Genomic DNA, 23,441 nt, shown 5'->3' on the forward strand with positions numbered 1-23,441 from the left:
AATCTCTCCCTCTACATCTTACTCCGAATCGTATATCACTTACTTTTGGTACGTTCCTGATTTTACGTATTACATACAGTTTATTGGGTTTTTCCGATTTCGTCAATGTCTTTGAGAATGATTTTCAATGATTAAAGTAGAAACTAGACACGAAACGTACATTTTTGGTAGCTCTAATGGCAAATATAGAAATGTAATACTTATTTCTTTACTTGATAAATTTAATTGAATTTGACTACGCATTGCACAATAATCTCGGACCCTTTCTAGTCATTCTGCGATGGTACTTTCTTAAAATATGTCCCGCTTTTTGCATTATTCCATTCTCCATTTATCCCGGTTGGTTCAACTAACAATCAGTAGGGGAAGAATGAAACCCCTACTGATTGAAGTTTCACTTTATCATTATAAGGATCTATATTTGATAATTATCGTTAATTTTAATAACCTAATAGAGGACATATCAAAGCAAATTAACCACAGGGGGCTGAATCATGCCACAGGATATAGAATTATATGATGTTACCATAGTTGGCGGGGGACCAGTGGGATTGTTCACCGCATTTTATAGTGGGATGCGCGAGATGAAAACGAAAGTAATTGAGTTCTTGCCATTTCTTGGAGGAAAAGTACCTTATTTCTATCCTGAAAAAGTTATATATGATATCGGGGGAATCCCCAGGATCACTGGAGAGGCGTTTACAGAGCAATTAATAGATCAAGCTAAAACCTTTGACCCAACAATCGTACTGAACGAACAGGTTATGCATATGGAAAAACAGCCAAGCGGACACATCTTGCTCACAAGCAATAACGGAGCGAAGCATTTAACGAAGACTGTTATCCTGGCAACAGGGTTTGGAAGTCTAAAATCCGTGAAGCTTGCATTACCTGAAGCTACTCATTACGAAGGGACAAGCTTGCATTATACCATTAGAAAAATGACCGACTTCGAAGGAAAAAATGTATTAATTTCCGGTGGAGGTAATTCAGCTATAGATTGGGCGAATGAGTTGGTGGGAATTGCAAATAGCATTTCCGTGGTTTACCGGAAGTCTGCTTTCTCAGGAATAGAACGTAATATTAGTAAAATGATGAGTTCCTCAGTTGATGTATATCAGCCCTATCAACTTACTAGTTTATCGGGGGAGAACGGTTTTGTGTCCTCAGCAACTATTGCCCATACGGAAAGTGGCAGCCAAAAGGAATTCCCTGTCGACAGTGTGGTTGTGAACCATGGGTTTGAGATTGATCTCGGTCCCATTTCAGAATGGGGTCTTAAGATGGAAGATGGCACGATCGTAGTAGATGGAAAAATGGAAACAAATATACCTGGCATCTTTGCAGTTGGGGACATATCCAATTACCCTCATAAGTTGAATTTAATTGCTGGCGGCTTTCACGATGGTCCAATCGCTGTCAATAGTGCGAAGCTTCATATTTCACCAAAAGAGGAACTAAAGCCGCTTTATTCAACTAATCATGAGCCATTATTGGGTAAAAAATAGTATAGAGCTAGTTATCTTCATAAAAATGGGAGGCCTTCCTTCATTTTAGGTAGGCCTCCCATTGTATTGTTCAATCTAAAAGATTCAATAATTTATTTCTTTGTAATTTGTTTGAAGCATTCCTTGGTAGTGCATTCACAAAATGGAATGAAACCGGGACTTTGTATGAGGCCAGCTTTTCCCTCGCATAATTCTCGACTTGCTCTATCGTAATAGACTCATGAACAACAAGGAAAGCGATAGGTTTACTCCCCCAGACAGTATCTGGTTTTCCTGTAACGCCGACTTCTCTTACACCGTCTAGCGCTGAAAGGACACTCTCAATTTCTGAAGGGTAAATATTTTCCCCACCTGATATAATTAAGTCAGTTCTTCTCTCCACTACATATAAGAAGCCTTCCTTATCGACATAACCAAGGTCTCCTGTTGCCAACCAACCATCCTGTATCGCTTTATTTGTTGCCTCTTCATTTTCAAAGTACCCTCTTGTCACCATGGGGCCCTTTACAAGGATCTCACCTACTCCATCAGGATCTGGGCGATTAATTTTAAGTTGGGCTGGAGATAGCGGTTTACCCGCAGAGCCAATTTTTTGTAAGGCGTCCTTCTCGCTTAATGTAACTATTTGTGAAGCAGTTTCCGTCATACCGAATGACTGAAATACCGGCACATGCTTTTCTTTTGCCTTTAGCAACAGGGACTCTGGCGCTGGTCCTCCACCTAGCAACATACAACGCAGGGTATTGGGGTATTCAGATTCTCCAAGCTTTTCTAAAAGCTGCTGTAGCATCACTGTTACAACAGAAACAGTGGTAACTCCCTTATACATGATTGCATCGTGTACTATATTTGCATGAAATTTGTCCAATAAATATACAGGCATGCCGTAAACAGCACTACGGATAAGAATGGAAAAGCCACTTACATGGAATATAGGTAGTGCAGCAAGCCACTTATCCTGCTTTTCCACACCAAGGTTTAAAGCTGAACCAATAGCACTCCACCAGTGATTGCCATACGTATGCATCACACCTTTTGGGAAACCAGTAGTTCCAGAGGTATACATGATGGTGAAAAGGTCATCTAAATGAATTTCTTCAACTAAAGAGACGGCACTCTCCATAAATGCTTCCACTTCATTTAATTGCACTGCCGTTCTCACTTCCAATGTGTCCGACCTTTTCTGTTGGGTGTCAGACGTTAGCAAAATAGACACATCAGCATCTTTCAATTGGAAATTTAATTCAGAAGCAGTGAGACGTATATTGAGCAGTACCCCAACAGCTCCTATGTAGCTTAGCGCATGAATTGCAATCATCATTTGGAGGCTGTTTTCGGAGAGGATGCCAATATGTGCTCCTTTTTCAACACCTAGTGTTGCGAGTTTTTTAGCATATATTTGGCTTTCCTGCCTTAACTTGTTAAACGTGATGGAGTATCCATCTGGTAATTCGATTGCTGTTTGATCAGGAGCTAGTTCTGCCTGTTTTGACAACCAGTGAGGAATTGTCGTACTCATGGATGTACCCTCCTTCATTTAATAAAGAGTAGCTTCGAGCAGTTACTTCGCTTAGTTGCAAGAAGCTAAGCATTAAAGAAAACCCTTTGCTTCTAATTAGCAAAGGGTTGAAAATTATTCTTAAGGGAAACGTGGGAACTGTTTGAAGTTTGGCTTTCTTTTTTCTTTGAAAGCGTCTCTTCCTTCTTTTGCTTCATCTGTTGTATAGTACAATAATGTCGCATCTCCACCCATTTGTTGAAGCCCTGCTAGGCCATCCGTATCAGCATTGAATGATGCTTTAAGGAATCTTAATGCAGTAGGTGATTTTTCTAAAATCTCTTGACACCACTGAACTGTCTCTTCTTCTAGCTTGTCCAGAGGAACAACGGTGTTTACCATACCCATTTCATAGGCTTGCTCTGCATCATATTGACGGCATAGGTACCAAATTTCTCTTGCGCGTTTATGCCCTACCATTCTGGCCAAATATCCTGCTCCATAACCTGCATCAAAGCTACCTACTTTAGGGCCTGTTTGTCCAAAAATAGCGTTGTCTGCTGCTATAGTAAGGTCACACACAACATGTAAAACATGTCCTCCACCAATAGCGTAACCAGATACCATTGCAATAACAGGTTTTGGAATCGTTCTAATAAGTCTTTGTAAATCTAAAACATTTAGGCGTGGGACTTGGTCTTCTCCTACATAGCCTCCATGTCCACGAACCGATTGATCTCCGCCTGAACAAAATGCTTTGTCTCCGGCTCCTGCCAGAATTATAACTCCAATACTAGAGTCATCCCGTGCATCAGCAAATGCATCAATCATCTCATTTACTGTCAAAGGGGTGAAGGCATTGCGTTTTTCTGGACGGTTAATTGTCACCTTAGCAATTCCATCATACTTCTCATAGACGATTTCGTTGTAATCTCTTACGTTTTCCCATTGTACTGTCATACTTATTCCTCCTCATTATGTACATTTTTGTTGTCCACTTGAACTGGTATTCCTATACCATGTGTTAAATGGAAGATTTATAAATCTATATTTCTATACCATCTTAGAGTCATAAATAAACTCCCCTACTATCTTACCAAAAATCTCTGCTTGTTCCACGTGAATTGCATGGCCCGCATTTTCAATGATACGAAAATCGCTTTGTGGCAACAGTTTATGCATGTTTTCATTTAGCTTTACAAATTTTGTATCGCTTCCTCCAGCAAGTAAAAGTGTGGGAATAGATAACCTTTCAAGATACTCCCACCACGAAGGCTGAGTTCCGGTTCCCATAGCGCGCAGTGACATTGCAAGGCCGTCTGCTGTATGGGAAAGTCTTTCTTTTCTAATGGCTTTCCTTTTTTCAAAAGATAATTGCTTTTGTGAAGCAAAAAGAGGGATTTCTTCCCAAAAATCAACAAATGCGCTTATGCCATCCTTCTCAATCATCATTGCCAGCTGTTCATCTTTGTTTTGTCTAGCAGTTCTATCTTCTGCAGATTGCAAACCCGGTGAGGCACTTTCTAATATCAATTTATCAACCAGATCTGGATAGAGACAAGCAAAAGATAATCCTGTCCTACCACCCATTGAATATCCTAGAACAATTATTTTGTTTAAGCCAAATGACTGAAGGATCTCTGCAATATCCTGACAGCACATCTTCATCGTTACAGAATTATTTGAAGTTGTTTTGGCATGACCAGGAAGATCAATGGTAAGTACCGTATGTGTTGCTTGCCATTTTTCTACAAAACCCTTCCATGTTTCCGCTGAGCCTGTGAAACCATGAAGGAGAAGCATTGCTGGACCAGAACCGCTTTTTTTAATCCAATATGTTGTTCCATTTACCTCATAATACACGTCCTAAGCCTCACCCTTCAACTCTTCCGCGATAGCTTTCCATTTACTACGATGCCAGCTTGTGTTCGTCTCTCGATCTGTCTTCACTTCAACAACAGACAGCCCCTTATGCTGGTAACTGTCATACAGTACTGCTTTTAATGCCTCTTCGGTACCTGCGGAAGCGTACATGCCTCCATACATTTGCACAGCATGCTTAAACTCAATATCTACAGGTGTGCCAAATAATACTTCAAAATGTTTTTTCTCTTGTGATTGTGGAAGAAAGGAGAAAATCCCACCACCATTATTATTAATTAATAGGATCGTAATATTCAGCTTATATTGCTTCGCTATTAATAATGCATTCAAATCATGGTAAAAAGATAAGTCGCCAACCACAAGGGTTACAGGGGCACCAGTTATCGCAGCTCCCAATCCACTTGATATCATGCCATCAATACCATTTGCTCCACGATTTGCCAAAATAGACAAATGTTTAGGAGTAGTGAAGAAGAAAGTGTCTAAATCTCGCACCGCCATACTGTTCCCAACATAAATACTACTTGATTCTGGAATCACATCCACTAATGCCCTAACCGCTTCTCCCTCGGTTAATTCATCACCAGCTTCAGCAAGAAGATGTTTTTTTGCAATTCGGTTCATGGATTGCCAGTCTTCCAACCATTCCTTGTCCTGTTCAGGTGTATATTCAATGGTCAAAAGCGAATTACAGAATAGAACTGCATCTGAAAAGATAAATTCTGTATTATTACCGGTTGGTTCCCGAAAGCCCGTATAATTTTCAACAACAAATTGAGGAATATGCTTATTTTCATTCACATAAAAAAGATAGGGTTTAGATACCGGCATAGCTCCAAACCGGATAATATAATCTGGCCTTAGTTTATTTCGTATCCTCTCATCCCGGAATATCGCATCATACGTTTCCACAATTAAATCCTTGGCATGCTCCCCTGCACGAAGCTGTGAAAGCGGATCTGCCAAAATAGGAAGTCCCCAAGCTTCGGCAACTTTTGTGACCGCCTGTGCCAACTCCTGATCTGTTTGTGGCCCACAGACAATAAGTCCTCTTCCTTTACCTTGCAGTTTCTCTATAATAGAGATTATTTGATTAGTGGAAAGCTGTTTTTTTCCTTCTACTGTATGATTTCGTGGGTCTGAGGATTGGTTGCTCCACAAATTCTCAATGGAGAAATCAGGTACTAGCGGGTCTCGAAACGGAAAATTTAACTGTACCGGCCCAGGGTTTCCCTCATTAGCCATAAACACAGCACGTGCCGACTTATTTCTCACATAGGAGAGCATGTTTTCAGAGGCCTCTGGCAATGCCATTTCCTGAAACCATTTTACATAATCCCCATATAGCTTTAGTTGTTCAATCGCCTGTGGGGCTCCAATATCACGTAATTCATGGGGGCGATCAGCAGTCAATACAATGAGCGGTACTCTGCTGTAATTTGCTTCCACAATGGCGGGAAAATAATTAGCTGCTGCCGTACCCGAAGTACACACCAGAGCAACAGCATGTCCTGTTTTTTTAGCTATACCCATAGCAAAAAATGCTGCAGAACGCTCGTCAATGACGATCCACTCTTTTATATCGGGATGCTCAGCTATTGTCATGGCAAGCGGTGTGGATCGAGAACCAGGTGAAATAACAATATCTGTTACACCGTTTTTTGATAACTCATCAACAAAATTAGCTGTATATCTTGTTAACACTTCGGTTGGATTCATTCTACACCTCCAAGTACCGAGAGCATCGGTGTTAGTTTAATGTTTGTTTCCTCGTATTCTTCTTCAGGGTCGGAATCCTTAACAACGCCACACCCTGCGAATAAGGATGCTTCATCCCCTTGGAGTAACCCTGATCGAATGGCCACGGCAAATTCGCCGTTATCTCGGTTATCAAGCCACCCAACTGGTGCTCCGTACCAGCCTCTGTCTAAGAGCTCGTGTTTTCGTATAAAGGCAACCGACTCCTTACGAGGTGTGCCACCAAGTGCCGGAGTGGGATGTAAGTTTTTAATAATATCTAAGATCGTATAGTCTTTTTTCATGCGGGCCGTAACCGGTGTGTATAAGTGCTGTAAATTCTTTAAAGGATAAACGACCGGTTCATTTGGAATCTCGATATCAGTACAATAATTCTCAATCGCCTTCTTCATCATCTGTACAACAAAATCATGCTCCCCGCGATTCTTTTGGTCGTGAAATAATTTATGGCTGATACGAGCATCCTCTTCCTCCGTTTCACCTCTTGGGGCAGTACCTGCTAAACATGTTGAGAAAAGGCTATTTTGCCTTATTTTCACTAATCTTTCAGGAGTAGCACCAATAAAACAATCCTTCCCTCTTTCAAAGGAGAAAATGAAACTATTTGACTGGGTATTCAATAGTTTTCTTAAAATATTACCACTATCTGCCTCTCTGTCTAGCTTCAAGCGTACTTCCCTAGCTAAAACAATTTTCTCAACCTTTTGCTGACGTATTTCTTCTGTTGCCAGCTTAACTGTTTGCTTCCACTTTTCTGGAGAGATTTCATGCCTACCGACAATTTGTGTGTCAGACTCGTAACGAGGAGTTCCATTCAAAAGCTGTCCCTCCATTTCCCGTAACTGATTTGCTAGTTGACGGGGATGGTCATCCGCTCTCACCATTATATTCATCGTAAAATAAAAGTCATTTTCATACTCTGTAAGCAAATATTCTGGAACAGTAAACCGAATCGGTTCAAAATTTGCCCACAGCTTTGTCTTTTCTTTTTCAGGGTCAAAGGCCGCTCCCCCCATGCTGACGATTCCTGTACCAGGAACATCATAAGGATTATTACTTACAGCATCGTTAAGGAGATTATTCCATTCTTGCTCTGCTGTTTCAAAGCGATCCTTGATCGCAGTAATTTCAAAAGCACACCCCGTACCAACAAGAGTGTAAGCCTCTGCGGTACTGGACCAATAAAGTCTTTCCGTTCTTAATTGTTTTGCTGCATCATAAAATGAAAGGGGGTCTATTGCCTCTACCCTTTTCGTAATACTGACAAGCCTGCTATTTTGAGGATGAATCGTATCGATCGCCTCTTGAAATACACCTTCTATATTTTCTTCTTTCAGTTCTATCATCTATTTAAACCTCCGTAACCAAACAATGCGCCAACATAATACCTTATCCTATTTTATTCCCTTTTTGCTGGTTTCTCAAGGAAATCCTCCTAGTGAATTGACACCCCCTAATAATTTCCCTAAAATTGATACGATACGCATGTGAAATCAGGGGGAAAAAAAGAAATGAACACATCAGATAATCATACAATAAAACAAGCTTTAAATGAAAAAGAAGGGTTCCAGATATGGTGGCGTTTATTGCGCCCGCACACTCTAACAGCCTCTTTTGTACCCGTTTTTGTCGGGTCCATGTTCGCTTTTACAGAAGATACGAACTTTCATCTTCTGTTATTTTTTGCCATGCTTCTTGCATCAATGCTAATTCAATCTGCCACCAATATGTTTAATGAGTATTACGACTTCGTAAGAGGATTAGATACCGAGGAATCTGTAGGGATTGGTGGAACCATCGTCCGTGATGGAATCCAGCCCAAAACAGTATTAACCTTGGCATTAACTTTTTTCGGAATCGCCATTCTTCTCGGAGTATACATCTGTATTGAGTCTAGCTGGTGGATTGCTTTGATTGGTTTAGTATGCATGCTTTTCGGTTATTTATATACAGGTGGACCATTACCAATTGCGTATACACCGTTCGGCGAATTGTTCTCTGGCTTTTTAATGGGGACAGTCATTATAGGAATTAGTTATTTCATCCAAACAAACGCCATCACAGCAGAAGTTATCTGGGTTTCCATACCGGTTGCATTATTTATTGGTGCAATAATGTTATCCAATAATATTCGAGACCTTGATGGAGATAAAAAGAATGGACGAAAAACGATTGCAATTCTAGTAGGAAGAAAAAATGCCATTAAGGTGCTTGCAGGATTTTTCATTCTTTCATTTGTACTAACTGCAGCTTATATCATTACCGGTATCCTTCCATTATGGTCACTTATTTCGTTTCTTGCTATCATGAAGGCATTTGATGTTATCAACAAATTTCAAGGTAAAACGATGCCGATTGAGATGATGCCTGCCATGGCAGCAACTGGAAAAACCAATAGTATTTATGGACTTCTTTTAGGAATTTCATTACTACTTGACGCTGTAATTTAAGAAAGGATGTCCTTTAAATGGAATTTAACCAGACACTAATGGAAGCACTTGGGATTAAAACGATATCATTGGATAAAAATCTTGTGATCCTTACTATGCCTGTTGATGGAAGAACTCGCCAGCCTGCCGGTTATTTGCACGGTGGTGCGAGTGTAGCTCTCGCAGAAACTGCTGCCAGTATCGGAGCTATGGCCAATATTGACACAGAGCAATCGAACGTTTTCGGAATGGAAATTAATGCAAACCATATTAAGAGTAAACGTGACGGGATGGTCACTGCTTTAGCAAAACCGATCCATCTCGGCAAAACTTCCATGGTATGGGAAATACAGATAGTCGATGAAGCAGAAAAACTAATTTGTATTTCAAGATGTACGCTAGGAATTGTTCGTAAAAAGCAGTCATAATGAAAGGAGATACAAATGAAGACACACCTAAGTAAAGATCAATTAGATAAATTTAAAAAACAACTTCTACAATTAAGAGAAGAGAATGCAGAAAAGATCGATGAAAACCGTAAAAAAAGCCCAAATGATTCCATTAATGAGTTAGCAGACTATGACAACCATCCCGGAGATATGGGTACCGAACAATTTGAACAAGAGCGCGATGCTGGTTTGAACCTTGTGCGCGAGGATCGTCTGCGAGAAATAGATGATGCACTAGAGCGGATTGAAAATGGCACATATGGGCTAAGTGAAAAATCAGGCAAACCTATTCCTGAAGAACGATTAGAAGTACAACCTACAGCAAGATATCTTGTTGAAGAACAATAGATAACTGACGTACCCGCTTGCATAAAATTAATGCAAGCGGGTTTTTTAAATAATATTTATATTTATTAAAAGATGCAAAAAGGGCTAGTCTTCGCATGACTAGCCCTTTTAGGAAATAAAAAATTAATTTAATTAGATAAGACTAGCTCGCTTTTCCTCAATCCACTGTCTCATTTTCAAGAATAATGGTACAAACAAAAGCCCGACCACAATTCCTTTTATTAGATTAAATGGTAGTATACCAGCATATACCGAAAACCACTTAAATTGCTCTGTCATTTCCCAACCCATAAACCAACCATAAGCTGGTAAAATCAAGAAGTAATTCAGTACACTCATCCCCAATGCCATCACAATTGTGCCCGTAACTAACCCTGAAATAACACTTTTAACACCTTTAAATTTATGATACATCAAGGCAACAGGGACGATAAATAAAACACCAGTAAGGAAATTAGCTAGTACGCCTATTATTTCTCCCCCACCAATTGCTAAATATAAGACATTTTTGATAGCAACAACGATTACTCCTGCTAACGGCGAGAAAATAAACGCAGCCATAAGGGCTGGCACCTCACTAAAATCAATCTTTAGATAAGGGGTTGGTAGAAAAGGTAACGGAAAGTTAATAAAGAATAACACCAGTGAAATGGTCCCCAGTAATGCGAGAATAATAAGTTTTAATAAGCTGAATGATTGCGTCTTTGATGATTTCATCATCATTCTCCTCCTTCATCTTTAATCGATTCCTATCTCGTGATGAAGGATCTGCCGTCTTCCATTTAAACAGAAAAAACCCTAAAGCCTAATCGGGGCTTTAGGGTATGTTTAAAAAATCATAGGAAAAACAAGCGCAACATATGCACTAAATTCCGGCTCGACATCTTCTCCCATCCAGACTTTAACTGTCGGTTCTGGACTTGCACCAGATCAGCCGCAAATAAATTTGCGGGTCACGGACTTAAAGCATGAAATTGCTTCTTACCGTCGGTCGGGAATTGCACCCTGCCCCGAAGATGGAATCGATTATTAAATTATATTAATAGTATACGGGAGTTTACGAAATTTGAAAAGTGTTTTGCTTCGTTTCCTTATATGTAGTTTGAGAAACCTTTGTTTAGTATACCTGAACCTCATCTATTCTTATAATCTTTAGCAAAAAACAAGGTGTGTAGACTAGGCTACACACCTTGTTAGATTAGTTGGTTCAGTCGACGTTAATGATTAGTTTTCCGTCAGCCTGTTCCCTTGTTTCGTTTCCATAGTCATCCTTAACTTTCACTTCTACTACTGCACCATCTGCTACAACATTGCTAGTCGCAGTCCAGTAGCCTACATAGTGCCCATCTGAGGTTTCCATCATAGGCAATTCTGTAGCATTAGATACACTGCTCTTTGCATTTGTTAGTGGCATATGGATAGCGAAAGTTGCGTCTAACCCAGGCTCACTGTCAAATTCAATTTTGACACTTTCGCCCGCTTTTAGTGTTTTATCTTCAGTAGGTGTTAGATTCTCAATCTCAGGCGCATCGTATTTAACGTCAATTGTTACTGTTTCAGATGTCGTATTACCGGCAAGATCGTGTGCGATAACTTCGATTTCATTTTCCCCGTTATCTAACAGAATCCGCTTGGAGTACGTACCATCTTCTACAGTTGCAGACTGTCCATTAACTTCTACAAAGTCCAGGTTAGCATCAGATACAGTTCCTTCTACAGTAACTGTCTCACGATTAGATTTGTCCCCATCCTCTGGGCTGTCAATGGTTAATTCAGGAGCTTCTGTATCCAATGTTACGACAACCGGTTCTGATTCACCTATTTCTGTACCATCTAGTAGAGATACAGCAGTAAGCTCATTTTCTCCTTCTGTTAATTCTGCATCAATAGCGAAAGATCCTTCTTCACCTATTTCAGCAGACCCAACTTCTTCTCCGTTGTTAAGAAGTTGTACAGTAGTTGTTGGTGAAGCAGTTCCTTCTACAGTGATTTCTGCTTCATTTGTAATTAGATCCTCTGCAGGAGAGGTAATTACTGGTGTTTCTGCTTCATAGCTTACACGTGAACGAATCATATAGTTACCTTCAGCAGCTGGTGACGGAGACCAAGCTCCTCCTACCATTTGATAACTTCTTTCTGCATTCGGTCCATTTTCATCTGTTGCAAGGCCAGGAGCGGCAGTATTTGGCTGTGTTTGGACATAAACCATGTAGAAGTCACCCTCTACAACAATTCCATGCTCTGATAAGTCTACAACAGTCCAAGTACTAGAATCTCGAGTTGCTTCAGCAGAAATTGGTCCAGCTAGTTTCTCACCAGGTTGCCCATCTGTACCAGAGGCATCCCATACTTCTACAGCAAATTCTGTTCCACCTGGAGAAGGAAATTCTTCATCCCAGAATTTGAATACACCGTCCGTTACGACAGCAGATTCTTCGCCTTCTGGAAGTGACATTTTTACTGCCCAGCCGTTTCCTGCATCATAGAAAGCACGTGCGTTTTCCGCAGTACCATCATCATAGCCGATTTCCCCACCTGGTACAGTGTAGAAAGGTTCTAGAGAGACGTTTGCTTCTGCATCGCCATCCTCCAAATTAACTTCTATTTCTGTTCCATGGTAACCAGCAGCCAAAATTTTCAGCGTATAGTTGCCTTCATAAGCTGTTAATTCATAATTACCTTCTGCATCCGTTTCTACAGGTGCAATATTTGCATCTTCCACTACTATTACAGTAGCACCTTCCACTGGTTCATCAGTAGCCGCATCTGTCACGGTACCACTTACAGTGTGCTGTGCAACTTCTTCTAGCGTGAAGTCAGCAGTTGTGCTTTCATCACCTTCTATTGTGACTGTTTGTTCTTCTGACTCAAAACCATAAGCTTCTGCTTTAACAGTAAACTCACCTGCAGCATGAAGTAAAGAATACGATCCATTTTCTGGATCCGTATTAACTGTTCTTCCACTCTCAAGCACACTTACTTGTGCACTCATAGGTAACAATACCGGGCTTATTGGATCCTTTTCTGGCTTATCTTTCTTTTCCGGCATTAGTGGAGCAATTTTAGCCGGATTTACTTTTTCTTTTAAAGAAGCTTTTTTATCACTCTTTATTACTCCAAGTGCATTGTTAAAGCCTGCAATTCCCATCTGCCCATTATTCAGGCTGATGGCACCTTTATTCTTACCTTTAGCTTTGCCTTTATTTTCTTTTACAGAAGCACTCGCACTATCAGAAGTGTCAGCTAGTTTAACATCATCAATGTAGAAACCATCTTTGACAACAGAGCCATCTGTAGTTAAGTTAAATCCAATGTAAACACGTTGCCCACTGTATTCGGATAGGTCAAGTTCAACCTCTTCCCAATCCTCAGATACATTTGTTATTCTAGCTAACTGTGTCCACTGTTCTTGATCTGTTGAAATAAACACATGGCCATAATCCCAGTTATTTTCTATGTTGTACCACTGACTGAATTGTAAGTATGATTCTCCTTCTGGTAAGTCAACGGGAGGCATAACCAGTGTTGTATTGGCATTACTATCATAAGTTCCTGCTAGGTTTGTTGCATATACGTTCTCACCGGATACAGCACTTTCCGGCCCTGACGTTGGAACACCGCGTTCCCAGCTGTTATTTTCTCCGAATACTGTCCAGCCTGCAGCCTCTGATTCAAAGTCTTCTGAATAACCTACAGAGATTCCAGGGTGCAAGGTTACAACATACTCGTCACTGGAAACCTCATTGTTTCCAAAGTCGTTAATTTTCCAGCTATAAGTCAGGGAGTCACCATCAATGTGGTCTCCAGGAATGGTAGCTGTATATTCTCCATCTTTGAAGTCACCAGAAATTCGATCTGCATCAATTGTTTGCGTATCCCCATTATGATCGGTGTACTCAAGCTGAACAGAGGATACACTGATGTTGTCCATTACTTGAATGGATAGATCTAGATCCATTCCAATATAGGATTCTGCAGGTGCTTCATGTTCAAAAGTAGGCGCTTCCGTATCTTCTCCTTCTTTTGTAACTTGACCTTCAAGTGTTCCTAATCCAGTCACAAGGGATGATACTGCGTCATATCCACTTACAAGACCATATCCATATCCATTGTTTGGCACTTCTGTAAAGTTACTATCTGTTAATGGGGTGGCAGTAGTGGTGATAAGTTCTTCAATTTCATCTACAGTTAGACTAGCATCCGCTTGCTTTATTAAAGCAACCACTGCAGCTACTGCAGGTCCTGCCATTGAAGTACCATTCCAGCCACCTTCATAACCTCCACCCGGTACACTAGAGCGAATATTCACTCCAGGTGCAGAAATATCTGGTTTTACTTCATCATAAGGAGAAGGTCCTTGTAATGAAAAGCTTGCCAGCGCATCATTCGCATCAGTAGCTCCAGTTGCGAATGACTCTGGGTAATTGGCTGGTACTGCAATTGACTCAGGTCCGCCTGGGTTTGTCAATGTAGTATTACCTGCAGAGAATTCAGGGAAAATTTCCGCTGCTCTCCAGTTAGTAACAACATCACGGTACCATTCATCTAATCCAGGTCCACCGCCCCACGAGTTGTTTACGACATCTGGTGCCATATCAACACGTGCATTACCTTCTGAGTCTGTAGGAGCTAAAATCCACTCCGCAGCTTCAAGTAAATCTACATCTGTCCCACCAGTTGCTGTAAATGCTTTAACAGCGATCCATTGTGCACCAGGTGCCACACCAACCTGGTTAGATCCATCTGGCTCACTACCTACCATTGTACCCGTCACGTGTGTACCATGTCCTTGATCATCGTACGGTGCTTCTTCACCTGCAGTAGCGTCAAACCAGTTATAATCATGGTTGACTTCGCCCGTACTTGCATCATAACCACGGTATTTTTCTTGTAGTGCTGGGTGATCATATTGAACCCCTGTATCAATGCTTGCCACTGTAACGCCAGAACCATCAAACCCCATGTCCCAGACAGCTGGCGCGCCAACTCTTTCAACGTTCCATTCTACATTGGCGATATCGGAAGTAGGTGCTGTCGCGTCTTCTGTAACGGTTGTAAACAGTTCGCGATTTTCGTTTGGCAAAATCTTTTCAACTTCCGCAAATGTGGCTATTTTTTCGGCCACTTCTTTCGTAGCAGTAACAGACATACCGTTTACTATATGAAAAGATTTATAATCCTCTACCTTCCCTGAATCCAATTGTGATTCAAGAAAGTCTTTTACATTTTGTTGAGAAGTAAGAGATGTCGCTTTTAATTCGGAAACGACTGCTGAACGTTGTGCCAGCTCTGCTTTCTGTGCCGAAAGGTTTGCTTTAGCTGTAGATTTCTTAGCTTCCTCCGCTACCTTTGCCGTATCTGCCTTTTCTGCAAACTTTACGAGAAAGGTAACTTTGTCATCTTTCTTAAACGTATCAAGCAATCGATCTGTTACCTTATTCTGTACTACCGAGCTTGATGATTCATTAACAGACTGGTGCAGCTTGTTGTTTGATTCGGCACTAGCCAAGCCTGGTGTGACCAATGAGAAAGTCATTAATACCGACGCAGCAATACTAAATGCTCTCGTCTGACGCCTCTTTTTTGTTTTCAAACTATTTCCTCCCCTCAATTTGTAAAACAGATTTTGCTAAGCAAAAAAAACACCTACTGCCTCCTCTCCCTTTTGAATCTTATGTGGGTTCATTGATGTCAGTGGTGGGATTTGTAGAATCTATGTTGTTAATGTAAGTATAATCAGCGCCTAGCTTGATTTGTGTCGAATCATGTCGATTGTATACTGAATTTTCGAAATTGATTAAATAGTCGCGGTTTTTCCTCCAGAGTTCATAGGACCAACGGCTAAAGACTAGTAATGTACTGCTCTCTAACACCCTTTAAACCCCGTCATCATAAGGATTAAAACGTTTGGCAAAAGGTATTTTACTTAGAAATAATAATAAAAATGAATCAAATTACCCTGTCGAACCAATTAAAAAAGTCCTTTTGTTTCTTATGAAAGAAACAAAAGGACTTTCGCAGTTATTTATTTAACTAATCATCATTCTATTGGCACATTAAAGCTAGCAATTGAATCTTTCGAACTAATCGCTCTCTAATTTCGTTTTGCAGAAAATAGCATTTAATGGACTTTTGCAAACATATTTTGTTATTGCAAGAGAATTAATCTTCTAATGGGTTTAAGCTTTCTTCTCCTGTTAGCGAACCAAGCATTGTAACCAATAATTCAATTTCTTCATCAATATCTTTCAAGCTTGCAGTTTCCACTGGAGAATGCATGTAACGTAATGGTAATGAAACGAGTGACACCGGAACTCCTGCTCCAGTTAATCTCATTTTATCGGCATCCGTACCAGTCATTCTCGGTGTCAATTCATATTGAACAGCCATTTCTAAACGTTTTGCAGTTTTTTCCAACAGTTTATTTATTTTAATATTAATCGGCGCACCCTTAGCTAAAACAGGCCCTTTTTCTAGTCTCACATCTCCGTGTTTGTTTTTGTTTACGCCAGGATAATCTGTTGCAAAGGTAACATCACAAGCAATTGCCATAGTCGGTTGAATACCTGCTGCAGCGAAATAAGCTCCACCCATATTTGTTTCTTCATTAACTGTACTTGCTGCATATACACCTACAGAACAGCCTCTTTCCTTTAAACGCCTTAATACTTCAGCAACAATAAATGCACCAGTGCGATTATCCAAACCACGGCCGGCAACATAACGATCCTTCAGAATTTCTGGTTCTGTTTTATAAACAGCTAGATCTCCAATCTGAATATTTTTTTCAGCTTCTTCTTTAGATTGATAGCCACAATCAATAAATAAATCTTCCAATCCAAAGTCGTTTTTTAGACCACCATGATGCTGGGCGTTCACACCAATTACACCTGTTACGGTTTTGTTATAGCCCAGTACTGTTGTTTTCATGCCTACTGCAGCCTTGGGATTTATGCCCCCCATCTTATCGAAATGCAAAAATCCTTCTTCATCAATTCGATTGATAACAAGGCCTATCTCATCACAATGCCCTGCAAGCAATACCTTAAATGCAGCGTCAGGATTTAAAACACCAATTGCGTTGCCTGCATTATCTGTTCTTATTTCATCTGCAAATTCCTTTACATAGGTAATCCATTTCTTTTGAATTTCCATTTCATTACTCGACGGTGATGCTGTATGTAACAAATCTAATAGGAAATCAAGGTTTGCATTTTCCATTTATTATTCCTCCTTCAATTACTTCTTTTACTATAATAGCAAATAATCAAATAAAGAGCACTTTAGTTTACGTATCATTTTATTATGGATACACTCAAAGTAAATATAAAAAAGGGAGCAGATAGCAATGAATCTGAATACGTGGTTTGAAAAAGGAATGTCTCCAGATATGTATATAGAATCAATGGAAAAGCATAAGGAAAACCTGCTTTATATATACGATACTTTTTCTTTACCAGAGGATACTGCGTTTTTCACACAATTGCAGAAAGAGCAACTACGTGCCATTGTCTTAACAGAAGACTGGTGTGGAGATGCCATGCTTAACATTCCAATACTACTTCATATTGCTGAAGCAGGTCACATTGACGTTCGTATGTTACTACGCAATCAGAATTTGGAGCTGATGGATAACTATTTAACAAATGGTAAATCCAGGTCCATCCCTATTATCATCTTTGTAGACCAAGATGGGAATGAAGTTGCAAAATGGGGACCGAGGGCAGAAAAGATTCAAGAATTTGTAACGGAGTCACAGGCAAAACTCCCAGAGAAGGATGCGTCTGACTATAAAGAGAAATTTAACGAAATGATTCTTTTTATGACCAAATCGTTCCGTGACAATCATGATTTTTGGGAAGAAGTTTATAACAGTTTAAAAGGAACCCTATCTAAGTAACAGGAAAGCTGGCAAAATTATTGTCAGCTTTTTTGTATACACCTTAAAAGCCTGTGTCCATACTAAAAATAAAAAAGGAACAACAGGTGAGCATATGAGCGTTCGATTTATTAAACAAGTGTACCATCAATTACCAGTTATCTTTAGACTGTTATTAAGTATTACTGCCCTTATGCTTTTTTTCGGTACCATCATTCATTTAGTGGAACCAAATCAGTTCCCTACTGTATTTGAAGGAATATGGTGGGCAATTGTTACAGGAGCAACAGTTGGCTATGGAGATTATGTTCCTCTCACTATTCCGGGGAAAATCGTAGCAATCACATTAATTCTGTCAGGTGGTGGACTCGTAGCATTCTACATTACCACTTTGTCAGCAGCCACGGTACAGCATGAAAAAGATCTCTTGGAAGGCAAGCTTCAGTTTAAAGGAAGTAATCATTATATCTTTATTGGCTGGAACGAACGCACCCGCAGACTGATCGACTTGACCATTGAAAATAGTCCCAGCACCCAAATTGTCTTAATTGACCGCACACTAAAGTCTGTAGAATATCGTCACTATCCGGTGCATTTTATAAAAGGAGATCCTACGGAGGATGACACCCTCAAAAAGGCAAACATTTCGCTGGCTCAACGTGTCCTCATTTCAGCAGACATTTCTGCAAAGAACGAAAGACAGGCTGATAATGACACTATTTTATCAACGGTGGCCATAAGAGGAAATAATAAACACGCACTCATTATTGCCGAGATCCTCACAAGGGTACAGATAGAAAACGCACTGCGAGCTGGCGCAACGACGATTATTCGCACGAATGATTTTATATCTGGGCTTTTTTATCATGAATTATCTCATACAGCATCCTCTACCCCCTTTGAAGACTTGTTACAGCTAATGAAAACACAGCAATTCCATCATACGAAGATCACCGAGGACTTGCACGAAAAGACATTTAGTGAACTTTCTACCATTCAAACAAAACAGCAACATATTTTACTCGGGATTATACGTAACCATGACTATTATTTAAATTGTGCCCCCACTTTTGTACTAAAGCAGGGCGACATTGTAATTTCATTGGTCGCTTGGAAGAATTAGGGCCTCAAGTTTTTGAACGAGACTTTTACCGATCTCAATATATTCTGCAGGAACATCTGCATCTGGGTTTGTCGGTGTCTGGAATTGATTAACCATACCTTGAAATGGACCATTTCGACTATCTTGATCATTCCCAGACTCATATTCATGCGCCAACAAGAAAGGCTTTTCTAAACGAACCGTGACCCCGGGATAATCCAGAGAACCTGCTACGGCATAAAATGGCACACGCAAAAAATAATATGCCCCCTTATCATCCACTTTCAAGTCAAAGTAACCATTATCATAATCCCAATTCGCACCAATCACATAGCCTTCTGGTTTTAAAAGTTCTTCCAATACAAATAACGGATAAATTCTCTCTTCCACTTTTGAGTCTAATGGTACCATTCTTAACATCCCTTTCTACATTGTTTTTCTTATATTTTGCCTAAACCTGTTTATTATGCTAAAATAATATATTGTGTGAAATGAATCGAATAATGTATATAGGAGTTGTTCAGCATGACAAACAAATTTGAGGTTGGTCAAATATTAGATGGTAAGGTAACAGGCATTCAACCATACGGTGCTTTCGTTGCTTTAGATGAGGAAACACAGGGCTTAGTTCATATATCCGAAGTAACACATGGCTTTGTAAAGGATATTAACGAACATCTAACTACTGGCGATGAAGTAAAAGTTAAAGTTCTTACTATTGATGAAGAAAAGAACAAAGTTTCTTTATCTATCCGTGCTACAGAAGAAGCACCAAAAAAAGCACCAAAGCCACGTAAGCAACAAACTACAGCAGTTCAACAAAACAATGATTCAGCTGGTTTTAACACACTAAAAGACAAGCTTGAAGAATGGATTGAACAATCTGGAGAACGTGACTCATTTAAGAAATAAGTAGAAGAGGTTGTTCAAAAAGTCCAGTAAAAATGACACATCGGTACTGATGACCTTCGACTAAATTCCGACACGTCCTGTGTCGCACGTCGAAGTCACCACTTCCTGTGGAAGCTCGTTGGCTTGCTTTTCCGTTCCTCACGTATTAATACAATACGTTCTGGTACTCAAAGCTACGCCGCCTCGAACTTCGACGCACAGGACGTGTTAGTGTCGGTGTTGCAACAGGACGTTGCGATCTTAGCCGACCTCGGTCCTTTTTATCCTCCTTTTTGAACACGAATTAGAAAGGGAAACTCAAACTTGAGTTTCCCTTTTTTTACACGTTGGGAATGTTTGAAATTTAGCTAGGAAGCCATGACAATCTAGCTGGAATTTCGAAGTCCCAAGTATAAGAAAACTTACACATTCGCTAAAAGACGAGTAAATGCAAGCTTTTCTAATTTGTATAACAACTTACTTATGTTCAGGGTTAACCATCAACACGTTCGGGTTCTCTTTGTTTTGAAAATGCCTCATCTGTTTTAAATAGCAATGGAATGAGCACAAGGCCGCTAATACCCACCAATCCATAAATAATTCTGGCTAAGGCTGCACTCTGCTCTCCTCCACCGAAAATAGCTGCCACTAAATCAAATTGGAATAAGGCGATTAGTCCCCAGTTAACAGCTCCAATAATTGTCAGCGCTAAGGCTGCTCTTTGTAAACCATTCATTTTTGTATCCTCCTTTTTCTAGTGATCGTGACTAGTTTTTACAGTTCCGCAAAGAAATATGCAGAGTACTTTTCTTGATTTAACCCCCATGCTTAGGTAAAGTAAATGTTGAAAGTTGAAACAAGAATCAAGGAGGGAAATAACGTGACACATGTTTCGTTTACGTATGATAAAGCATTATCTTTTTTCAACAAAGAGGAAATAAATAACATGGCAGGTTTCGTAGAGACTGCACACCACGCATTACATAATAAAACTGGAGCAGGTAATGATTATCTTGGTTGGATCGATCTACCAAGCAATTATGATAAAGAGGAATATAGCCGTATCAAAGCTAGTGCCGAGAAAATTAGACAAGATTCTGATGTTTTACTCGTAATCGGTATTGGCGGTTCATATTTAGGAGCCCGAGCAGCGATTGAAATGCTTACCCACTCCTTCCAGAATTTGATCTCTAAAGAAGACAGGAAAGCACCACAGGTTATCTTTGTTGGACATCATATGAGTTCAGCTTATGTGAACGAGCTTTTTGATGTGCTAAAAGATAAAGATGTATCCATCAATGTTATCTCTAAAAGTGGTACAACGACAGAGCCGGCAATTGCCTTCCGTATTTTCAAAAAGTTCCTTGAAGAAAAATATGGTGTCGAGGAAGCTACAAAACGCATCTATGCAACAACAGACCGCGAAAAAGGGGCACTAAAAACATCTGCTGATGAAGCAGGCTACGAAACTTTCGTGATACCTGATGATGTAGGTGGACGCTATTCTGTTCTTACAGCTGTAGGACTATTGCCAATTGCAGTCAGTGGCGTTTCCATTGATAGCATGATGGAAGGTGCACAAGCTGCAGAGAAAGATCTATCCACTTCTTCTCTCGAGGAGAACCCTGCATATCAATATGCTGTTGTTCGAAATGTCCTATACAATAAAGGCAAAACCATTGAAATGTTAATTAATTATGAGCCACAGCTACAATACTTTGCAGAATGGTGGAAGCAATTATTTGGTGAAAGCGAAGGGAAGGACCAAAAAGGAATTTACCCTTCTTCTGCTAACTTCTCTACAGATCTTCACTCTCTTGGACAGTACGTACAAGATGGAAGAAGAGATTTATTTGAAACAGTTCTACATGTCAATAAATCGAAAAAGGAAGTCATTGTGGAAGAGGAATCCAATGATTCAGATGGCCTGAATTACCTAGCTGGTAAATCACTTCACGAAATCAATGATAAGGCATTCCAAGGAACTCTTCTTGCCCATACAGATGGCGATGTTCCAAACTTAATCGTAGAAGTTCCAGAGCTGGATGCATATACATTTGGCTACCTTGTGTATTTCTTTGAAAAAGCATGTGCCTTGAGTGGCTACTTACTTGGTGTGAATCCTTTTGATCAGCCAGGAGTAGAAGCATACAAGAAAAATATGTTCGCCCTACTTGGTAAGCCAGGTTTTGAAAAAGAAAAAGCAGAGCTTGAAAACCGATTAAAGTAAATTCTTATATAGAATAGCAAAATAAAAACCCCAGCTTGGGGTTTTTATTTTGCCTTTATATCTAGTAGTTTCCATCCTTCATTTGTTTTTCGCAATATAAACTGCATCGCTATCTCATTCGGCGTTTCCACATCATTCTTTAGGAAGAAGACAGTTGCTTCTTTTTTATTCTTCTTTTCTACCACATATTCTGTTTCATAAGCCAAATCCATCCAGAAATGAGCTGCAGATTGACGTAGCATCTCCTGCCTTAAACTAGCCGTTCCATCCTCTATAATAGAAGCATCAAATAGTGTCATTGTATCGTCTATTTGTCCCTCCTCTATGCTATACATGTAAAGAGAAACAACTTGTTTTGGAGATAAATCATTTAGAAAATCGTCGACCTTTTTTTCCGTAAGTGAACCAAAGTGATCCACTGTTTGTTTATCAAATGGCCAACGGTTTGCATTTGTAATATCATCTTCCCGAACGCCTGAAAACGTGTCATCAAACATAATGATTAGTTTATTCGAAAAGCTGTAATCAGTATGTTGCCAATCATTTGATCTGTAATCTTGTACTGCTTTGTCAATGATACTCCAATAGATGGAATCTTGATGGTTTGCTAAAAAACCCTCCAACTCAGACTTTCTTTCCTCCAAGTCAGTATTGCTTCTGATATACAGCCCAAGAAGTTCGGTGGCATGCCAACTTAATCTCAACGTCGCCCATGATGAGAGATCATCATCTTTATATGTATTATAAATCTCTTCAAGCTTTAATAATGTTACGGAGATTTCCTCCATGGATAACAACGTCATTTCTTCATATGCTGCTCCGGTAGCCGTTTCTTTATCTGTTAAGAATTGAAGGTAGGCCTTATCCCCTTGGATGCCCTCCCAATTTTCAATATGTTCAAATAGCCATTGTGGATCTTGATCGACACCGTAGTCCCCCATTCTATAGCCATGTGTTTCAAGGGCCTTCATCAAATTATCTAAAGCTTCATCACCTGTCGTTTCCCCTTTCTGCATTTGTTCGAATGTTTTTTCAGATTGTTGAGTAAAATCTTCTTGTAACGCATTTTCTATTGCTTCAAGTAGGTACATATTAAAAGACTGTAGAAAGTCGGTTCTATCCGCTTGCAAATCCTCGTATGCTTGCAAGTCAAACTTTTCGTTTTTATTAAATGTTTCGACTAACATGGCGGGCGTCAATAATAGTTGCTCTATTTCTTTTTTGGTGTTTTTCAATTCATCTGCGTTGACATTCTTCTCAGTGGATTCTACAATGCTTTGCGCTTCTTGTACTTGTGGGAAAGCATTCGTATTTTCTACCCCTAATGATTCACGGAAAGCTAATTTCTCCTGTGAAAAGAATTCCTCAACAGAAAGCTCTTTTTCTACAGTCTTTTTATGATTCATTACACCAACTATAGTGGCTACAGTAGCAATAACTATAAAAACTATTAGAAACCATAAAA

19 protein-coding genes and 1 riboswitch are annotated in these 23,441 nt (G+C 39.9%); of the genes, 8 read left to right on the forward strand and 11 right to left on the reverse strand.

Features of this window, described 5'->3' with window-relative positions; all coding sequences use genetic code 11:
- Positions 1–494: 494 nt before the first annotated feature.
- Entirely contained in the window at positions 495–1,508 is a 1,014-nt protein-coding gene (locus BN988_RS07195) for an NAD(P)/FAD-dependent oxidoreductase (RefSeq protein ID WP_036574607.1), read from the forward strand.
- Between the two features lie 70 nt (positions 1,509–1,578).
- Here BN988_RS07195 and BN988_RS07200 read toward each other — a convergent pair whose 3' ends face one another.
- From BN988_RS07200 to BN988_RS07220, 5 genes are all read right to left on the reverse strand, one after another.
- Positions 1,579–3,027: an o-succinylbenzoate--CoA ligase gene (locus tag BN988_RS07200; RefSeq protein ID WP_036574610.1), complete on the reverse strand. Its 1,449-nt coding sequence runs from the start codon at positions 3,025–3,027 to the stop codon at positions 1,579–1,581.
- A gap of 120 nt (positions 3,028–3,147) precedes the next feature.
- On the reverse strand, positions 3,148–3,966 hold the full coding sequence (gene menB, locus BN988_RS07205; RefSeq protein ID WP_036574613.1) for a 1,4-dihydroxy-2-naphthoyl-CoA synthase: 819 nt from the start codon (positions 3,964–3,966) through the stop codon (positions 3,148–3,150).
- A gap of 93 nt (positions 3,967–4,059) precedes the next feature.
- Positions 4,060–4,869, reverse strand: a complete 810-nt coding sequence (gene menH / locus BN988_RS07210) for a 2-succinyl-6-hydroxy-2,4-cyclohexadiene-1-carboxylate synthase (RefSeq protein ID WP_036574616.1) — start codon at positions 4,867–4,869, stop codon at positions 4,060–4,062.
- Positions 4,870–4,872: 3 nt separating this feature from the next.
- Positions 4,873–6,609, reverse strand: coding sequence for a 2-succinyl-5-enolpyruvyl-6-hydroxy-3-cyclohexene-1-carboxylic-acid synthase (gene menD / locus BN988_RS07215; protein ID WP_036574617.1), 1,737 nt, complete (start codon positions 6,607–6,609; stop codon positions 4,873–4,875).
- A complete protein-coding gene (locus BN988_RS07220; protein WP_036574619.1) occupies positions 6,606–7,994 on the reverse strand; it encodes an isochorismate synthase in 1,389 nt (462 codons plus the stop codon). The genes menD and BN988_RS07220 overlap by 4 nt, the downstream gene beginning before the upstream one ends.
- Positions 7,995–8,159: 165 nt before the next feature.
- On the opposite strand from BN988_RS07220, the gene BN988_RS07225 reads away from it, so the two are divergent.
- From BN988_RS07225 to BN988_RS07235, 3 genes are read left to right on the forward strand one after another with little or no spacing between them, the layout of a single operon-like run.
- Entirely contained in the window at positions 8,160–9,098 is a 939-nt protein-coding gene (locus BN988_RS07225) for a 1,4-dihydroxy-2-naphthoate polyprenyltransferase (protein WP_036574622.1), read from the forward strand.
- A gap of 17 nt (positions 9,099–9,115) precedes the next feature.
- Positions 9,116–9,505: a hotdog fold thioesterase gene (locus BN988_RS07230; RefSeq protein ID WP_036574625.1), complete on the forward strand. Its 390-nt coding sequence runs from the start codon at positions 9,116–9,118 to the stop codon at positions 9,503–9,505.
- Positions 9,506–9,520: 15 nt separating this feature from the next.
- Entirely contained in the window at positions 9,521–9,874 is a 354-nt protein-coding gene (locus BN988_RS07235) for a TraR/DksA C4-type zinc finger protein (protein ID WP_036574627.1), read from the forward strand.
- 132 nt (positions 9,875–10,006) lie between these two features.
- Here BN988_RS07235 and BN988_RS07240 read toward each other — a convergent pair whose 3' ends face one another.
- The 3 genes from BN988_RS07240 to BN988_RS07250 form a co-directional block, all read right to left on the reverse strand.
- A complete protein-coding gene (locus BN988_RS07240; protein ID WP_119575476.1) occupies positions 10,007–10,591 on the reverse strand; it encodes an ECF transporter S component in 585 nt (194 codons plus the stop codon).
- Positions 10,592–10,752: 161 nt separating this feature from the next.
- Positions 10,753–10,896: riboswitch (FMN riboswitch) on the reverse strand.
- A gap of 185 nt (positions 10,897–11,081) precedes the next feature.
- Positions 11,082–15,467: a S8 family peptidase gene (locus BN988_RS07245; protein ID WP_036574633.1), complete on the reverse strand. Its 4,386-nt coding sequence runs from the start codon at positions 15,465–15,467 to the stop codon at positions 11,082–11,084.
- A 569-nt stretch (positions 15,468–16,036) separates the two neighbouring features.
- Entirely contained in the window at positions 16,037–17,095 is a 1,059-nt protein-coding gene (locus BN988_RS07250; protein ID WP_036574635.1) for a M20/M25/M40 family metallo-hydrolase, read from the reverse strand.
- 127 nt (positions 17,096–17,222) lie between these two features.
- Here BN988_RS07250 and BN988_RS07255 point away from each other — a divergent pair, with 127 nt between their 5' ends.
- Both BN988_RS07255 and BN988_RS07260 read left to right on the forward strand, forming a co-directional pair.
- Entirely contained in the window at positions 17,223–17,774 is a 552-nt protein-coding gene (locus tag BN988_RS07255; protein WP_036574637.1) for a thioredoxin family protein, read from the forward strand.
- 94 nt (positions 17,775–17,868) lie between these two features.
- Positions 17,869–18,876, forward strand: coding sequence for a potassium channel family protein (locus BN988_RS07260; RefSeq protein ID WP_036574640.1), 1,008 nt, complete (start codon positions 17,869–17,871; stop codon positions 18,874–18,876).
- On the opposite strand, the gene BN988_RS07265 is transcribed toward BN988_RS07260, so the two are convergent.
- Entirely contained in the window at positions 18,853–19,266 is a 414-nt protein-coding gene (locus BN988_RS07265) for a YugN family protein (protein ID WP_036574641.1), read from the reverse strand. The two genes, BN988_RS07260 and BN988_RS07265, sit on opposite strands and share 24 nt — an antisense overlap.
- Positions 19,267–19,380: 114 nt before the next feature.
- Here BN988_RS07265 and yugI point away from each other — a divergent pair, with 114 nt between their 5' ends.
- Positions 19,381–19,767 carry a S1 domain-containing post-transcriptional regulator GSP13 gene (yugI, locus tag BN988_RS07270; protein ID WP_036574643.1) on the forward strand — a complete coding sequence of 129 codons (387 nt, stop codon included), beginning with the start codon at positions 19,381–19,383 and terminating at the stop codon, positions 19,765–19,767.
- 472 nt (positions 19,768–20,239) lie between these two features.
- Here the strand turns inward: yugI and BN988_RS07275 are convergent, their stop codons facing one another.
- Complete coding sequence (locus BN988_RS07275) at positions 20,240–20,482, reverse strand: DUF378 domain-containing protein (RefSeq protein ID WP_036574645.1); 243 nt, start codon at positions 20,480–20,482, stop codon at positions 20,240–20,242.
- A 144-nt stretch (positions 20,483–20,626) separates the two neighbouring features.
- Between BN988_RS07275 and BN988_RS07280 the strand changes: the two genes are divergently transcribed.
- Complete coding sequence (locus tag BN988_RS07280) at positions 20,627–21,976, forward strand: glucose-6-phosphate isomerase (protein ID WP_036574647.1); 1,350 nt, start codon at positions 20,627–20,629, stop codon at positions 21,974–21,976.
- A gap of 44 nt (positions 21,977–22,020) precedes the next feature.
- On the opposite strand, the gene BN988_RS07285 is transcribed toward BN988_RS07280, so the two are convergent.
- A complete protein-coding gene (locus BN988_RS07285) occupies positions 22,021–23,382 on the reverse strand; it encodes a hypothetical protein (protein ID WP_147629690.1) in 1,362 nt (453 codons plus the stop codon).
- Positions 23,383–23,441 lie beyond the last annotated feature (59 nt).

Origin of the sequence: Oceanobacillus picturae (genome assembly GCF_000612865.1) — a bacterium.
Lineage (GTDB): Bacteria > Bacillota > Bacilli > Bacillales > Amphibacillaceae > Oceanobacillus_B > Oceanobacillus_B jordanicus.

Bases quoted from the DNA above. Each gene is read 5' to 3' on its own strand.
- BN988_RS07235 (WP_036574627.1), top strand. From the start codon at position 9,521: ATGAAGACACACCTAAGTAAAGATCAATTAGATAAATTTAAAAAACAA.
- yugI (WP_036574643.1), top strand. From the start codon at position 19,381: ATGACAAACAAATTTGAGGTTGGTCAAATATTAGATGGTAAGGTAACA.
- BN988_RS07255 (WP_036574637.1), top strand. From the start codon at position 17,223: ATGAATCTGAATACGTGGTTTGAAAAAGGAATGTCTCCAGATATGTAT.
- BN988_RS07230 (WP_036574625.1), top strand. From the start codon at position 9,116: ATGGAATTTAACCAGACACTAATGGAAGCACTTGGGATTAAAACGATA.
- BN988_RS07250 (WP_036574635.1), bottom strand. From the start codon at position 17,095: ATGGAAAATGCAAACCTTGATTTCCTATTAGATTTGTTACATACAGCA.
- BN988_RS07285 (WP_147629690.1), bottom strand. From the start codon at position 23,382: ATGAATCATAAAAAGACTGTAGAAAAAGAGCTTTCTGTTGAGGAATTC.
- BN988_RS07240 (WP_119575476.1), bottom strand. From the start codon at position 10,591: ATGAAATCATCAAAGACGCAATCATTCAGCTTATTAAAACTTATTATT.
- BN988_RS07225 (WP_036574622.1), top strand. From the start codon at position 8,160: ATGAACACATCAGATAATCATACAATAAAACAAGCTTTAAATGAAAAA.
- menB (WP_036574613.1), bottom strand. From the start codon at position 3,966: ATGACAGTACAATGGGAAAACGTAAGAGATTACAACGAAATCGTCTAT.
- BN988_RS07265 (WP_036574641.1), bottom strand. From the start codon at position 19,266: ATGGTACCATTAGACTCAAAAGTGGAAGAGAGAATTTATCCGTTATTT.
- BN988_RS07195 (WP_036574607.1), top strand. From the start codon at position 495: ATGCCACAGGATATAGAATTATATGATGTTACCATAGTTGGCGGGGGA.
- BN988_RS07275 (WP_036574645.1), bottom strand. From the start codon at position 20,482: ATGAATGGTTTACAAAGAGCAGCCTTAGCGCTGACAATTATTGGAGCT.
- BN988_RS07260 (WP_036574640.1), top strand. From the start codon at position 17,869: ATGAGCGTTCGATTTATTAAACAAGTGTACCATCAATTACCAGTTATC.
- BN988_RS07200 (WP_036574610.1), bottom strand. From the start codon at position 3,027: ATGAGTACGACAATTCCTCACTGGTTGTCAAAACAGGCAGAACTAGCT.
- BN988_RS07220 (WP_036574619.1), bottom strand. From the start codon at position 7,994: ATGATAGAACTGAAAGAAGAAAATATAGAAGGTGTATTTCAAGAGGCG.
- menD (WP_036574617.1), bottom strand. From the start codon at position 6,609: ATGAATCCAACCGAAGTGTTAACAAGATATACAGCTAATTTTGTTGAT.